Raw genomic sequence first — 14757 nt, 5'->3', positions numbered from 1 at the left:
CAAAATTTATTCATATCAGAATAAATTTTGATATTTTCAATAAAATTAATCTTATATACAGTTTAAAATTAAATTATGAATTATGCAATTAGTTGTTTGATTTTATTTTGCATATCTTTCAAAATTATGGCAGAATTTTCAAACTTTTCACTTTCTTCACTATTTAATTGCGTTTCATATACTTTAATTGCGCCATTTCTATTAATTAATGTTGGAACTCCAATATAAATATCATTTTGATTATACTCACCTTCTAAGTAACTTGAAACAGGTAATACTACATTTTGGTTTTTTAAAATAGCTTGTGTTATACGAACTAAGCCCATTGCTATACCATAATACGTTGCACCTTTTGATTGGATAATATCATATGCAGCATCTCTTGTGTTAGTAAATATTTCATCTATTCTATGTTGTTTATCAGGGTTATCTTTCAATGCATGGTATATTGGTTGACCAGCAATATTAGCTTGTGACCATACTGCTAATTCAGAATCGCCATGTTCACCAATAATTTGTGCGTCCACACTCCAAGGTGACACACCAAATTCTTGTGCTAGTTCAAATTTAAATCGTGCAGTATCTAGTATCGTACCAGATCCAATAACTTGTGATTTCGGTAAGCCTGAAACTTTTTGTGTTACATATGATAATACATCTACTGGATTAGTTGCTATAAGAAAAATACCATTAAATCCTGTGTTCATAATTTTTGTGACAATGTCTTTAAATATTTTTGTGTTTTTTTCTACTAAATCTAATCTAGTTTCACCTGGCTTTTGCGCAGCTCCTGCAGTAATAACAATTAAATCAGCATTACCACAATCTTCATAATTACCAGCTTTTACTTTAACAGGTGAATCACCATATGGTGCACTATGATTTAAATCTGCAACATCGCCTTTAACTTTCGCTTCATCTAAATCAATAATTACTAATTCATCAGCTAAGCCTTGTGCAACTAATGCAAATGCATAACTTGATCCAACTGCTCCATCACCTATTAAAACTACTTTATTCCCTTTTTCAAATTTCATGTTAAATCGCTCCTTTTATTTCAAAGTAAATATTTCTAAAATTTAATGTGATTTTTTTCACAATATAAATATAACAATTATTATTTTAAAAATCAATGTTTATTGTGATTTTTTTCACATTATTTCTTAATAATAAAAAGAGTGTGAATAAAATCAACGTTAGATCACATTTATACACTCTTTTTATAAGCAATTATTTAGTCATAATTTGAATAAATTAGATTTAAGTTAACTTACTTGTTTCCATAAAATGATATTCATCATTTATTAAACGAATTATGACGGTTCATTTTCATCATGTACAATAAAACCAATGTTACTGGCACTATTATTAAGAAATGCTAGAATATAGCGCATTACTTCATCTCTTTCAGGTTCATTATGTATTTCATGATTTAATCCTTTCCAGGCTTTAAAATACAGTTCTTCTGTTGCAATTTTTTCTTTAATTAAATACATCGTAGAAACATCTGAAACTTTATCTTCAAGTCCATACATTAATAATAAAGGAAGTGGTTTAATATCTTTTAAATGTGTAACGGTCTCTTTCATGATTTCTATGACTTGTTTATACCAATGATAAGTAACTTTCTGCAGCATCAGTTGATCCTCTTTTGCTTCTTCAATAACTTCTTCATTTCGTGTTAAATCTTCAATCGTAATACCTATTTTAAACCTTGTATCTTTTGTTAATTTCCCGACATTCGATACAATTTTATCTTTTCTAGTTTTATTACTTTTCTTAAATTCTAACAATGGAGAAATCAACATTATTCCTTCAATAGGCACATCCACTTTTTCAAGTAAATTTAAAATGATAAGCCCACCAAGGCCCACACCTAAAACATAAGTCGGCAGTTTATACTCATTAGCTATTCTAATCCACTCAAGGACATGCTCATGATATACCTCAAAGTTTGATATTTGTCCTTTATTCGCACGCGTCGTTTGACCTTGACCAGGCAAATCACCCATGATTACATGATAACCATTTCTACGTAGCATTGTTATAACATATGCATACCTACCTGTATGTTCGAGCATGTTATGGGCAATTACAATGACGCCCTTTGCTTCATTTTCTGTTTCCCATTTCCACATATTCCATACTTCCCCTTCTACAATAATTTCAATAACTACATTGTATCAAAATATGATGTACTTTTTCCATTTTTAACGTATAAATCTTACCGTTATATGTTACTTCAACTTTATCATTAAATGTCGTATCTAAAGCGTGAGTCAATGTTATCGTGTAGTATATAATATTTAGTGTAATAAATTTTATTGTAAACGATTTCATTACTATTCGATTCATGCTACACTATTATTGAAAGAACAGCTATTAGCAGAATGGGAGGAATTAATATGCCAATTGTGAAAAATTTTTTTATAGGATTATCTAACAATCCTTTTTTAAATAAAACAGCTAAGGAAATAGGACCTATGTTCGGCGCTAGAAAAGTAGTCGCAGGGAATACTATTCCAGAATTAGTTGACACAATTGAACGTTTAAATAACAAAGGAATTACTGTCACAGTAGATTGTCTCGGTGAATTTGTTTCAAATGAAGGTGAAGCAATACAATCAAAAGATCAAATATTAGAAGTGATGTATGCTATCTACAATCATAATTTAGATGGTCACATGTCTATTAAAATCAGCCAATTAGGTTCTGAATTTGACCTTGATCTTGCTTATCGCAATTTACGTGAAATATTACTTAAAGCTAACGAATTTGGTAATATGCATATTAATATAGACACTGAAAAATATGATAGCTTATTTGATATTACTCAAGTTTTAGACCGATTAAAAGGCGAATTTAAAAATGTGGGAACTGTTATACAAGGATATTTATATAAAGCAGATGCACTCGTTGATAAATATCCAGAATTACGATTACGTATGGTTAAAGGTGCATACAAAGAAAATGAAAACATCGCTTATCAAACTAAAGAAGAAATTGACGATAATTACATACGCTTAATTAAAAAGCGACTGTTAAATGCGAAAAATGTCACTTCTATTGCTACACATGATGATACTATCATCACACATATTAAACAATTCATTAAAGACAACAATATTGAAAAGGATAGCTATGAATTTCAAATGTTATATGGTTTCCGCTCAGAATTAGCAGAATCACTAGCGCGAGAAGGGAATCATTTCTGTATCTATGTGCCATACGGTGATGATTGGTTTAGTTATTTTATGAGAAGATTAGCAGAGCGTCCCCAAAATTTAAATCTGATGTTTTTAGAAATTATGAAACCTGAAGTGTTGAAAAAAGCTGGGGTAGTAGTTGGAGCATTATCAACTATTGGAGCAATTAGTGCATTGTTATACAAAAAATTAAAAAAATAGCAAACTTTCAAATTAAAAGTATGTAATTAAAATCGTTTTAAACATTATTTTAGATTAATGAAATGTAACACCAAGACTGTGAATGAAAGATTACAAACACGTACTAAGTAAATCTTATCCACAGAAATGCATATAAGAACAAAAACATAAAATATTAAGCTAAAAGAGAGCTCACCCGTAGAGGTAAGCTCTCTTATTTTGAGCATAAATAATTATATTTCATACTACGTCATATTTTTAAAATTTTAAATTGTACTATTTCTATAACTACTGCAAACATTAAATTTCTTTCAATAAATTCGCCATTTCTATAGCACTTACCGCTGCTTCAGAACCTTTGTTGCCTGCTTTTGTACCTGCACGTTCTACAGCTTGCTCGATATTCTCAGTAGTTAAAATTCCAAAAATAACTGGTGTATCCGAAACATCATTCGCTTTTGAAACACCCTTTGCAACTTCATTACATACATAATCATAATGTGACGTTGAACCTCTTATCACACATCCTAAAGTAATTACTGCATCATAATCACTTTTTTGAGCTAATTTTTTAGCTACTAATGGAATTTCAAAAGCACCAGGAACATATGCAACATCAATATTTTCTGCTGGTACTTCATGTCTAACTAAGGTATCTTTAGCACCGTCTAACAAACGATTCGTAATGAAATCGTTAAATCTACTTACTACAATCGCTACTTTTAAATCTGATCCTATTAATTTACCTTCAAAATTCATGTTTTTTCCTCCTATATTAAATGACCCATTTTCTCTTTTTTTGTTTGCATATACGCTTGGTTATATTGATTTGTAGGTATCACTAATTCAATTCTTTTAGCGATATCAATACCGTAATTTTCTAAACTTCCAAATTTTTTAGGATTATTACTTAATAAATTTACACGTTTGATACCTAAATATTTTAAAATTTCTGCAGCATATCGATACTCTCTTAAGTCTTCATCAAAACCGAGCGCAATATTTGCTGTAACAGTATCATAACCTTGTTCTATCAATTCATAGGCTCTTAATTTATTAATTAAGCCGATTCCTCTGCCTTCTTGTGGCAAATAAAGGATAACGCCTCCATGTTCATTAATATATTCCATAGATGCAGCAAGCTGTTCACCGCAATCACATCTTTGACTATGGAATATATCTCCAGTTAAACAAGCAGAATGTATGCGTACATTCTCTGTTTCATTAATTTCACCATTCGCGATTGCTACAATTTCCTCGTTATCATTCGTTCTAAAACCATACATGTCAAAATCGCCAAATTCAGTAGGCATCTTTATTTTCGCTTTAGCTTCAATAGACGAAACAGATTGCTTTCTATATTTTTCTAAATCTTCGATAGATATCATTACCAAATTATGTTTACTTTTAAATGCTTCTAAATCGTCACCTTTTGCCATTGTGCCATCATCATTCATTATTTCACAAATGAGTGCCGCAGGTTTTGCGCCAGTTAGATTAGCTAAGTCGACAGAGGCTTCAGTATGACCACGTCTAGCCAACACACCATCATCTTGAGCTATTAATGGAAATAGATGGCCTGGCTTATTAAAATCTTCTGCTGTTGTACTATCATCGATTAACGCCTTCGCAGTGAGCATTCTTTCATCAGCACTGATACCTGTTGTTGTTTTAACATGATCGATACTTACAGTAAATTGAGTACCATAAACATCTGAATTATGATTAACCATTGAATGAAGTTCTAAATCTTCAGCTATTTTTTTACTAATAGGCGCACAAATTAACCCTCTACCATATTTAGCCATAAAATTAACTGTATTATCATACATCCATTCTGTAACTGCTACTAAATCGCCTTCATTTTCTCTATTTTCATCATCTACTACAATGATACTTTTACCTTCTTTAAGTGATTCAAGTGCTAATTCTATACTATCTAATTGCATTTTACCCCTCCTAGAATCCAAAAGCGCTTAGTTTTTCTAAACTTAAACCTTTTTCGCTATTGCCAACTATTTTTTCCACATATTTAAACAACATGTCTGTCTCAATATGTACAGGATCACCCACACGTTTTTGATTTAAAATAGTTGATCTTCTTGTTTCTGGTATAAGATGAATATCAAATTCTGTATCTCTTAATTGAAACACTGTCAAACTTACGCCATCTACAGTAATTGAACCTTGTTGTACCATTTGATTTATAATAGAAGTAGATGGTTTAATAGTTACAATTTTAGAATTATCTGAGTTTTGTATTTTAGTGATTCTAGCTACTTCATCTGTGTGGCCGAGTACAAAATGGCCACCAAATCTTCCCGTACCACTCATTGCTCGTTCTAAATTTACCTCAGTAGCTTGATTTAATTGATTCAGATAGGTTTTATTCTCAGTGCCTTTAATTACTTGGACTGAAAATGACTGATTATCAAATTGTATTACAGTTAAACATACACCGTTTACACTAATAGAATCACCAATATGCATGTCAGATAAAATTGTCTTACAATCAATTGTTAAATTAACAACGGATTGTTGTGTTGCAACTTTTTTTATAGTGCCTATTTCTTCGACAATACCAGTAAACATAGTTATTCACTTCTTTCGCAATTCTAATTTAATATTTTGCTCAAGCATTTTGGAATTTACAATTTCAAATTGAGGTACGTCTGATAAATTAAAGACATTTTCTGTTTTGAAAAATTGATAATCACCAGAACCACCTATTATTTTCGGGGCATAATATAAGATGAGTTCATTCGTATAGTTAGATTGAAGAAATTCTGAAGTAATCGTAGGGCCTGCTTCAACCAAAGCACTTCCAATCCCATATTGATATAACTGTTTTAAAATATTTTCAATCGTGCAATTAGAATAATATATAATTTCTATATTTGTATCTTCACTTTTTAAATTTTTATTTTCTGTAAAAATCCATATTGGTGTCACCGGTTGTTTAAATATGTCTAAGGTAAAATCTACCTGGCCAGATTTTGAAAGTATCACACGTATCGGTTGCTTACCTTCTTCAATCCTTGTAGTATATTGCGGATTGTCTGCATTTAAAGTACCAGTACCAGTGATAACTGCATCATGTTTATGTCTGAGCATAAATACATCTTGTTTAACAGTTTTGTTAGTAATCCATTTACTTTCACCATGATCAGTAGCTTGTTTACCATCTAAACTACAAGAAACTTTTACAGTAACTTCAGGGACGCCTTGTCGTTTAGTAATAAAAAAGTCTTTATACAATGCTTCAGCCTCTGGCTTATGATGAAACTCAACTTTTATTCCAGCATTGTGCAAAATATTGTCACCTTTAGTCGATAATGTCGTATCTTTAACAGCATAAACAACTTTTGAAATACCAAATTCAATAATTTTGTTTACACATGGTGGTGTTGAACCGTAATGTGAGCAAGGTTCTAAAGATATATAAATTGTTGCTCCATTTGCAGCTTCTTTAGCCATATCTAAAGCTTGCACTTCAGCATGTTTATCACCTTTTCGTAAATGTGCACCGATGCCAACGATTCTACCTTGATTTACTACAACTGCACCTACTGGCGGATTTACACCTGTCTGGCCATCAACCATTTGTGCCAATTGGATTGCATAGTTTAAATATTGACTCATATAATCACCTCTTAATAATAAAAAAACACCTGAAATTGATTTCAGGTGTGGGATGTATTTAGATATAACATAAATTACTTAAATTTGAATACACTTCTCCAATTTCCAGAAAAATGTATGTTAAATAAACACTAAAAAAGTGCTTTTTTGTTATACTTCATTCTTTCTCCCATCCAGACTATACTGTCGGCTCTAGAATTTCACTAGATCAGCCACACTTGTCAAAAACAAATGCAGGTCGCAGGCTTAATTTACTGCCGGTTGGGAATTTCACCCTGCCCCGAAAGAATATTTATGAAATTGTAATTGATGATTGAGTCAAAGTAACTTTATGAAAGTTACATCGTTATCGTACTATATATTTATACAAAAAACAATTCATATTATCTAAGTCGGCTTTATTTATAAACAACCACTTTCTTATATCCTTTGATTAGCAATGCTTATAAGCAATTTTTACAAAACCATTTTTAAAATATATTTTTCCAAATGATTTCCTAAATAATTAACCGTTAAAACAATTTAAATGATTTCGTTTTTAGTTTGAATTATAAAAATAACCGCTTATCCAGCTATATAAAATCGATAGTCTTACTTCATAATGTATGCATATTTATATTCACTTAAAAACATATTTCACTTACGGCTTAATTATGTAAGCAATGTTCGTTTGAATGCTACACTACAAAATTAATCATGCTTAGTGTTTAATAATTTTTCTACTACACTAACGGCTTGTTTTACTATCATCATAACGCCGTTACGTGATTGGTTAATCCCATTTGTAACTTGGCCTAAAGCAAACATGTTCTGTAAAGTACCGTAACGCGGACTTATAATTTGATTTGTTTCTGGAATGATTTGAATACCACCAAGTGGGTGCGCTTGGACAACTTGTCTATTTTCTAAATTTAGAATTAGTTGATCATCTTGATCTAAATCTGATAAATGTGATTTTGAACCAGTAGCATTAATAACAATATCAAATTTATCGATCGCTTTAAAATCATCCTCATATTTAAAACAAAACTGCTGTCCGTCATGTTTTACATCTTCCAACCCTTTTTTGATTTCAATTTGCCCATTTTCAATATGGTCGATAATTAGTTTTGCTGTACGTGGGGGCATTGGATTTGAATTTTCTTTTAATATAGATTGGTATTTTTCTAAAAATATCTTCTGATCCTGTCTACTGAAACTATTCCAAATCCAATTAAGATTTTCTTTTGTTAATTCTAAAATACTTTGAAATTTCCCTAGCTCATCGGCATGTTGTAAATCATATGTTAAATCTAAAATTGGATCACCTTGTCTTCTGTGGACTAATTTCTCTACTGGAATATCATAATATTCACAGTCCTTTTTAAATAATGCTAATGCTTCCTCCAAAGGTACATTCCCAAAATATTCTTTTTTGATTTCATTAAAATTTTCTGGTGTAAGATATTTAAATTGAATTTCTGGCATATCTCCCCTAACACTAGGTAAATGACCTTTACGACTCGTCACAGTAATAGGTAAATTTGGATGATGTGCCGTTACAAATCGAATTACATCTAAACTTGCTAGTCCTGTTCCAATGATAGCAATTCTATCAGTACTATCAACCTCATTTAATGTGTCATATGTTGGGTAAGGTGTTTTTATGTAACCTGGTGTTCCTTTTAAATGATATGGGTCATGATAAGACATCGTACCAATCGTTAAAAATACGATATCATAACGTCGGCGTTTCTCTAGATTTTCAGAAGTACAAACAACATATTTAACATGCGTATCACCAATATTAGATTCTATAAACACTTCCAAAACCTCTTCTTTGATCATATGAATATTATTATAGCGATTATGATAAGTTTCCAAATAGTCTTTCATATAATGTCCAAAAATAAATCTAGGTAGATACTCTGGGTTAGAAAATTTAAATATGGATTGTTCTTGATACCATTCATAAAATTCCCGTTCATTATTCAAATTTAAGGACATTTGACTTGCGGGCAAATTGATTAATAATTGGTCGCTGTCATTTTGAAACGGCACGCCTTGTCCCATATTTTTAGGATTATCATAAACGTCTACTTCCATTTGTTTGAATTCCTTATATTTTACCAATTCTTTCAACAAACTAACACCTGCAGTGCCCATACCAATGATAGCTAAACGCATTTCACTCATCCTTACTTTAATTAATTTATACTTAGTATATCAAGTATCGAATTAATATTACATATTAATGGATTATGCCACCATTATACAAAATTAATAAATATGTTAATATAAAAATGTTGTATCAAAAAATATTTCTAAAACATATAAGGGGTTAAAATATGAAATTTTTTAAAAGAATAATCTATTTATTGATTGCAAGTTCACTTTTATTAGCAAGTTGTGATTTACCTGGTTTAGGTGGCGGTCAATCTAAAAACTCAGTTAAAATTTCTGCTTTAGCTACGAGTGAATCTCAAATCATGGCTTATATGCTCAAAGATTTAATTGAACATGATACAAAAGGGAAAACTACTGGCTCCATTATTAACAATTTAGGTTCAGCTACAATTCAGCATAATGCATTGCTCCGTGGAGATGCTGATATATCAAGCACTCGCTATACTGGCACTGATTTGGTTGGAGCTTTAGAACAACAACCCATTACAGATACTAAAAAAGCAATGTCTGTTACTCAAAAATTATTTAACCAAAAATTTAACCAAACGTTTTTCGACTCTTATGGATTTGAAAATACTTTTGCTTTTATGGTTACTAAAGAAACCGCAAAAAAATATGATTTACATACTGTTTCAGATTTAAAAAAAGTAAAAGACAAAGTTAGAGTTGGTACGGATACTACATGGATTAAGCGAGGCGGCGATGGTTATGCACCATTCCGTGAACATTATGGGTTTGGATTTAATGATTTAAAACCTATGCAAATTGGACTTGTTTATGACGCATTAAAAAATAACAAACTTGATGTTGCACTTGGTTACACAACAGATGGAAGAATTGCAGCATATGATTTAGTTGTACTTAAAGATGATAAAAACTTTTTCCCACCATATGATGCTAGCGCCGTTGCACCAAATGAATTACTACAAAAAAATCCACAAATTAAAAAATCCATTGCTAAGTTAAATGGTAAAATTAGTACTGAACAAATGCAAAAGCTCAACTATGAAGCAGATGGAGAAGGTAAAGAACCAGCAATTGTAGCCAAAAGATTTTTAGAAAAACATAATTATTTCGAAGATGAAGACTAAATTTAAACATTGCTTTTTATGTGATATTAATCAATTAATGTTACTATAGTTACATAGTTAAGGAAGTGATTAAATGAAATTCATTTTAAAAGTCATATTATCGACGATCTTACTTTTTATATTATTTGGACAGAAAAACAAAGCAAAATAATGTTAAGCACTCTAGTGGTCTATGTCCTCAATGAATAATGCATTCACATTGTGCGTAAGTATACTTATATATTTTTAAAATATACTACGCTATTAATTCAATATCTAAATCAATAATTAAAGCATTCAAAAAGGACTAATCCATTTTTCAACGGATTAGTCCTTCATTTGTTTGAATAACAAAATTAATCTTTAATTATTGATTTTTATGTTTATTGTCATCTTTATATACAAAATATTTATAATATTTACCTTCTGTTTTCATATCTTTATAAAAGTTTGACATTAGACTTGCGTTACTTTCAGCCCATTTAATATCTGTAGCATATTGATGTTCACCAGGATTTTTAGGATTCCAGCGCATGCTATACAATGTGTTCTGATCTTTATTTGATAAAAAATGTTCATGTATAAAATTAGCGCCACCAGTAATTGCTTTTTCTGGCGTATCCCAACCGTGTTTTTTAGCATATTCGGCACCGGTTTTCACTGGATCTTCATCTAGTGCGCCAACTCCAAAAAAGTTATAATATTTCTTACCATCAATTTCAACACCACTAGATAACTCACTTTTAGCTGAGCCTGTTTCAAGTAATGCATGTGATATTAAGTATACTTCGTTTACATGCTTTTCTTTCGCTGCTTTTATGAAATCATCTGAATGTTCTAATAATATTGGATTATCAATTAACATCCTTTTTATTCTATTTTCATCAATACCTTGATATTTATCTAATTCTAAAAATTGGTATTTTTGCGTATCACTTTCGATAAATTCTTTACTATCCATCGCTGCTTTAATCTCTGTTGAAGATGCATCTCTCCACGAATCATTATTTTTATTTGAAATTTGTTGGCTAGTATAATTATCGATTTGTTTTTTTGATGCTTTATTTAAAGAAATATTGAGCTGTTCTACTTTTTCTTGTTGATTAACTTTTTTAAAAAAGATTTGATCTGAAATCATTGAAAATACAACGATAACAGCTATCACTAACACTACCAATAAGCCAATAATCGATAGTATTGAGCCTTTCTTATGCTTCGTCATGTCCACACCTCATAGGTAATAATAAGAATATTAAGTTCTCTATTTATACAAATATATTATAAGAGACTATCTAAATTTAAATTCTAACACTAAATAGTTTAACGTACAATTTAATATGTTTGTTGTTACATATTCATAAAAAAAGTAATGAAATTTTAATTTCATTACTCTTGACTTTTATTATATTCCATCATTACAAAGCTTACTGCTTGAGATCTGTTTTTATAATAATAACGATTTAAATCAATTGTTCCTTCAATTTCACCATCACGGTACATCATTTCTTTTGTTAGATTATTTATCATAACAAAATCTGATTTATCTTTAATCATATCTAAATCATCATGTCTTGCAAAAAAATGTTCTAAATTTAAATGTGCGTAATCCATATAAACCTCCTGATTTGTTGTCCGAAGATAATACTAAAACTCTAAAGTGTTATATCTTTAAGTTGAATACGCGTTGATGTTATAAAACTTAAATTTTATCTATCTTATTAACTCTATTTAACACCTATTATCATTATTTAGCAAATGAAAATTACTATAATTTAAAATAAAATGATTTCATCCGGAAATCAAAGTTATATATATAACATTGGAGCTACAGCATGTCTTTCGAACAAACTTATTTTCAATTCAAACATATTATTTTTGTGTTATTAAAAAAATACCGTATTGAATATAATCGAGAAGAATATACTCAATTACTCACTATCAAAATGTGGGAATTAACACAGAAATATTCACCACATCATTCTACAACGCTACAACAATTTCTATTCTTTCGTTTAAATTTCTATTTGATTGATTTGTTTCGCAGTCAAAAACAAACAGAAATCACAATACATTCTCAATATTTAATAGAACAGCAAATTAATGTGATTGATCATAGTAACTATCAACTCATGTATGAACAGTTTTTACAACTATTAACTACTAACGAAAAAAACTGGCTTAGATTAAAATTGCTTGGTTATAAACAATTTGAGATTGCTTCGATGTTAAACTGCTCTATTTCTACAATAAAAAATTATCGAAAAAAGGTTCAAGTAAAATACATTAAATATTACGGACTAAATCAAAAATAGGAGTTGGAAAATGACACAGTTTACAAAATTATTATACTTAAAATCAGTTGCTGGAAATGAAATCATAACAATAGGACAATATACCACACATCAATTTCACTATCCTACTTCAATAATGCCTACAATTACTTATCTACTTGAAACCTATGGCTTATCTCTTTCTTATCAAACAAAACAGGCTAAACAAATTTTAAAAATAAGAAAGATGGTCCCCATATTTATTACTCCACAAATCACTTTATTTCCTCTTAAAGCGAGGCGTGCGCCCTTGCAATACTACATTAATGCAAATGCGATTGTTGGCATTAAATCAAATAATGATCAAACAACGATTTATTTTGAAAATGCTACATTCATCATCGTTGATGCTCCCTACACTTTTGTATATAAAAAATGGCAAGAAAGTATTACACTTTCTCACCTTTTAATTTAACGCATCATAATGCCCTATTGTGTTTATATTCTAATAGTTTTTTCGTAAAATAACCTGTTACTACCTTAATTAAATACAGACTAATTATCAATAATAATACTGCACCAATAAGTGTCAATATAACTATAACACTAGATAAATCAACTTCTGGTTTAATAAAAAATTGGACTGATGACAAACTTGTCAATAAAGCAAATAAGAATAATCCTAATAAAATAATATATGTAAATAAAATACTAATTAATAACATGAAGAAATACGTTGATGACACTACTTTTTCTTCAAAGATATAATTTTTCAAAAATTGATTGGAAAACGCAATCGGTCGATTGAGTTCTTCTTCATGGTGTTTATCCAAGACATTTGTTAATACTTGGTCTAGTTGATGTTTTTCTTTTTTATTTAAAAACCATAAATGCTTTTTAACTTTCTGTTTAAAAATATTTGCCTTCATTAAAGTTTCTCCTTAAATGTATAACACTTATACTATCATTATAAAGGATAAGTTATTTATCTCATGGTTTCAATGAAATTATAAAATTTTTTTAATCAAATTACATTTTCTTAATCTAAGTGGACTATCCAATAATTTTTGTTTCCATTGTGACCAGAAAACTCAATTAACTCAAATCAACTCAACAATGTATTATTTAATACAACTTTTCTGTGCACTCATCGTCATTATTTCAACAACCGGACTTTAAATTTTACAGTGTGTCAGCAATGTTGATAAAAATTAAAACACTTCCGTATCAATTCATTAAGCGATGAATTCTACGAAAGTGTTTTTCTCTTAGATTAGCATTAACCCAGAAATGAACTTACTGAGCTTACGATTATAAAATAGAAAGTCCAGAACTTTGGATGTCTTTCGCAAAGCCTTTGACTGTATCTACTGATAATTCGTTAACGTCACGTCCTAAATTATTATTCACTTTTTTAACTACATCTGCAGGACATGTAATAATATCAGCACCAATTTCATCAGCTTGGATAACGTTGATGACTTCACGACAACTTGCCCATAATAATTTCACACCTTTTTTACTGTGTGTAACCTCAACCGCTTCTTTCATCAATGGAATTGGGTCTACACCTGTATCTGCAATACGTCCAGCAAATACAGAAACATAAGTTGGCACACCTTCAGTTACAGCGTCAGTAATTTCTTTAACTTGATCTAATGTATAAATAGCAGTAATGTTTAAACGAACATTGTTTGCTGATAATTTTTTAATTAGAGAAATAGTTGATTCGCCTTTAGTGTTTACAATTGGAATTTTAACAAAAACATTATCTCCATATTGTTTTAAAATTTCTGCTTCTTTTTCCATTGTTTCTAAATCATCTGCAAATACTTCAAATGAAATTGAAGCATCAGGAATTTCACGCACAGCTTCTTCAGCAAATGCTTTATAATCTGTTACACCTGCTTTTGCCATTAAACTTGGGTTTGTAGTAAACCCATCTACTTGTTTATTTTTATAAGCAGCTTTCATTTCTTCAATATCTGCACCATCTGCAAACACTTCAACATTTAAATTTGCCATTACTAATTCCTCCTGACTAAAATAAATAATTCTATAAAGAATTATTTTTATAACGGTTTAAACCATACACTTTATTTATACCACCTTTATTTCATAAATTCTATTTTTCTGCTTATAGATGATGGCTTATTAAAAATACAATAATTGATAATTTCTCTAGATTCACTATAGACAGGCCTTATAAGCTATATTATTATT

15 protein-coding genes and 1 riboswitch are annotated in these 14757 nt (G+C 29.9%); of the genes, 4 read left to right on the top strand and 11 right to left on the bottom strand.

All coding sequences use genetic code 11. The features are described from left to right. Nucleotides 1-80: 80 nt before the first annotated feature. Nucleotides 81-1037, bottom strand: coding sequence for an L-lactate dehydrogenase (locus KA926_RS09805; RefSeq protein ID WP_107384743.1), 957 nt, complete (start codon nt 1035-1037; stop codon nt 81-83). Nucleotides 1038-1313: 276 nt separating this feature from the next. Continuing rightward, nucleotides 1314-2138, bottom strand: coding sequence for an alpha/beta fold hydrolase (locus KA926_RS09800; RefSeq protein ID WP_107505253.1), 825 nt, complete (start codon nt 2136-2138; stop codon nt 1314-1316). Nucleotides 2139-2405: 267 nt separating this feature from the next. Here KA926_RS09800 and KA926_RS09795 point away from each other — a divergent pair, with 267 nt between their 5' ends. Continuing rightward, nucleotides 2406-3407, top strand: coding sequence for a proline dehydrogenase family protein (locus tag KA926_RS09795; protein WP_210144211.1), 1002 nt, complete (start codon nt 2406-2408; stop codon nt 3405-3407). A gap of 279 nt (nt 3408-3686) precedes the next feature. Here the strand turns inward: KA926_RS09795 and ribH are convergent, their stop codons facing one another. The 5 genes from ribH to KA926_RS09770 all read right to left on the bottom strand — a co-directional run bounded on the left by ribH (nt 3687) and on the right by KA926_RS09770 (nt 9194). Then, nucleotides 3687-4145 (bottom strand): 6,7-dimethyl-8-ribityllumazine synthase, encoded by a 459-nt coding sequence (gene ribH / locus KA926_RS09790; protein WP_107384746.1) that lies wholly within the window; start codon nt 4143-4145, stop codon nt 3687-3689. Nucleotides 4146-4156: 11 nt separating this feature from the next. Continuing rightward, nucleotides 4157-5335, bottom strand: coding sequence for a 3,4-dihydroxy-2-butanone-4-phosphate synthase (ribB, locus tag KA926_RS09785; RefSeq protein WP_107384747.1), 1179 nt, complete (start codon nt 5333-5335; stop codon nt 4157-4159). Nucleotides 5336-5345: 10 nt separating this feature from the next. Continuing rightward, nucleotides 5346-5978: a riboflavin synthase gene (gene ribE / locus KA926_RS09780; RefSeq protein ID WP_107384748.1), complete on the bottom strand. Its 633-nt coding sequence runs from the start codon at nt 5976-5978 to the stop codon at nt 5346-5348. Between the two features lie 6 nt (nt 5979-5984). Further along, nucleotides 5985-7028, bottom strand: coding sequence for a bifunctional diaminohydroxyphosphoribosylaminopyrimidine deaminase/5-amino-6-(5-phosphoribosylamino)uracil reductase RibD (gene ribD / locus KA926_RS09775; RefSeq protein WP_210144210.1), 1044 nt, complete (start codon nt 7026-7028; stop codon nt 5985-5987). A 157-nt stretch (nt 7029-7185) separates the two neighbouring features. Beyond that, nucleotides 7186-7320, bottom strand: a riboswitch (FMN riboswitch). Nucleotides 7321-7718: 398 nt separating this feature from the next. Further along, on the bottom strand, nt 7719-9194 hold the full coding sequence (locus KA926_RS09770) for an FAD/NAD(P)-binding protein (protein WP_107384750.1): 1476 nt from the start codon (nt 9192-9194) through the stop codon (nt 7719-7721). A 161-nt stretch (nt 9195-9355) separates the two neighbouring features. On the opposite strand from KA926_RS09770, the gene KA926_RS09765 reads away from it, so the two are divergent. Beyond that, complete coding sequence (locus KA926_RS09765) at nt 9356-10285, top strand: osmoprotectant ABC transporter substrate-binding protein (RefSeq protein ID WP_183077046.1); 930 nt, start codon at nt 9356-9358, stop codon at nt 10283-10285. A 346-nt stretch (nt 10286-10631) separates the two neighbouring features. Here KA926_RS09765 and sagB read toward each other — a convergent pair whose 3' ends face one another. Both sagB and KA926_RS09755 read right to left on the bottom strand, forming a co-directional pair. Next, the gene (gene sagB / locus KA926_RS09760; protein WP_210144209.1) at nt 10632-11486 is read right to left on the bottom strand and encodes a peptidoglycan release complex glucosaminidase SagB; all 855 of its coding nucleotides are present in this window, start codon (nt 11484-11486) and stop codon (nt 10632-10634) included. A gap of 164 nt (nt 11487-11650) precedes the next feature. Continuing rightward, a complete protein-coding gene (locus KA926_RS09755) occupies nt 11651-11875 on the bottom strand; it encodes a hypothetical protein (RefSeq protein ID WP_019468074.1) in 225 nt (74 codons plus the stop codon). A 221-nt stretch (nt 11876-12096) separates the two neighbouring features. Here KA926_RS09755 and KA926_RS09750 point away from each other — a divergent pair, with 221 nt between their 5' ends. Together KA926_RS09750 and KA926_RS09745 are read left to right on the top strand one after the other, a co-directional pair. Beyond that, nucleotides 12097-12576 carry a sigma-70 RNA polymerase sigma factor region 4 domain-containing protein gene (locus KA926_RS09750; RefSeq protein ID WP_107521422.1) on the top strand — a complete coding sequence of 160 codons (480 nt, stop codon included), beginning with the start codon at nt 12097-12099 and terminating at the stop codon, nt 12574-12576. A gap of 10 nt (nt 12577-12586) precedes the next feature. Then, nucleotides 12587-13009: a competence protein ComK gene (locus tag KA926_RS09745; protein WP_107505405.1), complete on the top strand. Its 423-nt coding sequence runs from the start codon at nt 12587-12589 to the stop codon at nt 13007-13009. A gap of 4 nt (nt 13010-13013) precedes the next feature. On the opposite strand, the gene KA926_RS09740 is transcribed toward KA926_RS09745, so the two are convergent. Together KA926_RS09740 and KA926_RS09735 are read right to left on the bottom strand one after the other, a co-directional pair. Further along, on the bottom strand, nt 13014-13463 hold the full coding sequence (locus tag KA926_RS09740) for a hypothetical protein (protein ID WP_107384754.1): 450 nt from the start codon (nt 13461-13463) through the stop codon (nt 13014-13016). A 382-nt stretch (nt 13464-13845) separates the two neighbouring features. Next, nucleotides 13846-14559, bottom strand: a complete 714-nt coding sequence (locus tag KA926_RS09735) for a transaldolase (RefSeq protein ID WP_210144208.1) — start codon at nt 14557-14559, stop codon at nt 13846-13848. Nucleotides 14560-14757: the final 198 nt, after the last annotated feature.

Origin of the sequence: Staphylococcus sp. GDY8P94P, from assembly GCF_017892255.1 — a bacterium.
GTDB lineage: Bacteria > Bacillota > Bacilli > Staphylococcales > Staphylococcaceae > Staphylococcus > Staphylococcus cohnii.
Note: the sequence above shows the minus strand (reverse complement) of the source record. Positions and strands in the feature narration are given on the sequence as shown.

Excerpts from the sequence above, each read along its gene's own strand:
- KA926_RS09805 (WP_107384743.1), bottom strand. The coding sequence starts at position 1,037 with ATGAAATTTGAAAAAGGGAATAAAGTAGTTTTAATAGGTGATGGAGCA.
- KA926_RS09800 (WP_107505253.1), bottom strand. The coding sequence starts at position 2,138 with ATGTGGAAATGGGAAACAGAAAATGAAGCAAAGGGCGTCATTGTAATT.
- KA926_RS09795 (WP_210144211.1), top strand. The coding sequence starts at position 2,406 with ATGCCAATTGTGAAAAATTTTTTTATAGGATTATCTAACAATCCTTTT.
- ribH (WP_107384746.1), bottom strand. The coding sequence starts at position 4,145 with ATGAATTTTGAAGGTAAATTAATAGGATCAGATTTAAAAGTAGCGATT.
- ribB (WP_107384747.1), bottom strand. The coding sequence starts at position 5,335 with ATGCAATTAGATAGTATAGAATTAGCACTTGAATCACTTAAAGAAGGT.
- ribE (WP_107384748.1), bottom strand. The coding sequence starts at position 5,978 with ATGTTTACTGGTATTGTCGAAGAAATAGGCACTATAAAAAAAGTTGCA.
- ribD (WP_210144210.1), bottom strand. The coding sequence starts at position 7,028 with ATGAGTCAATATTTAAACTATGCAATCCAATTGGCACAAATGGTTGAT.
- KA926_RS09770 (WP_107384750.1), bottom strand. The coding sequence starts at position 9,194 with ATGCGTTTAGCTATCATTGGTATGGGCACTGCAGGTGTTAGTTTGTTG.
- KA926_RS09765 (WP_183077046.1), top strand. The coding sequence starts at position 9,356 with ATGAAATTTTTTAAAAGAATAATCTATTTATTGATTGCAAGTTCACTT.
- sagB (WP_210144209.1), bottom strand. The coding sequence starts at position 11,486 with ATGACGAAGCATAAGAAAGGCTCAATACTATCGATTATTGGCTTATTG.
- KA926_RS09755 (WP_019468074.1), bottom strand. The coding sequence starts at position 11,875 with ATGGATTACGCACATTTAAATTTAGAACATTTTTTTGCAAGACATGAT.
- KA926_RS09750 (WP_107521422.1), top strand. The coding sequence starts at position 12,097 with ATGTCTTTCGAACAAACTTATTTTCAATTCAAACATATTATTTTTGTG.
- KA926_RS09745 (WP_107505405.1), top strand. The coding sequence starts at position 12,587 with ATGACACAGTTTACAAAATTATTATACTTAAAATCAGTTGCTGGAAAT.
- KA926_RS09740 (WP_107384754.1), bottom strand. The coding sequence starts at position 13,463 with ATGAAGGCAAATATTTTTAAACAGAAAGTTAAAAAGCATTTATGGTTT.
- KA926_RS09735 (WP_210144208.1), bottom strand. The coding sequence starts at position 14,559 with ATGGCAAATTTAAATGTTGAAGTGTTTGCAGATGGTGCAGATATTGAA.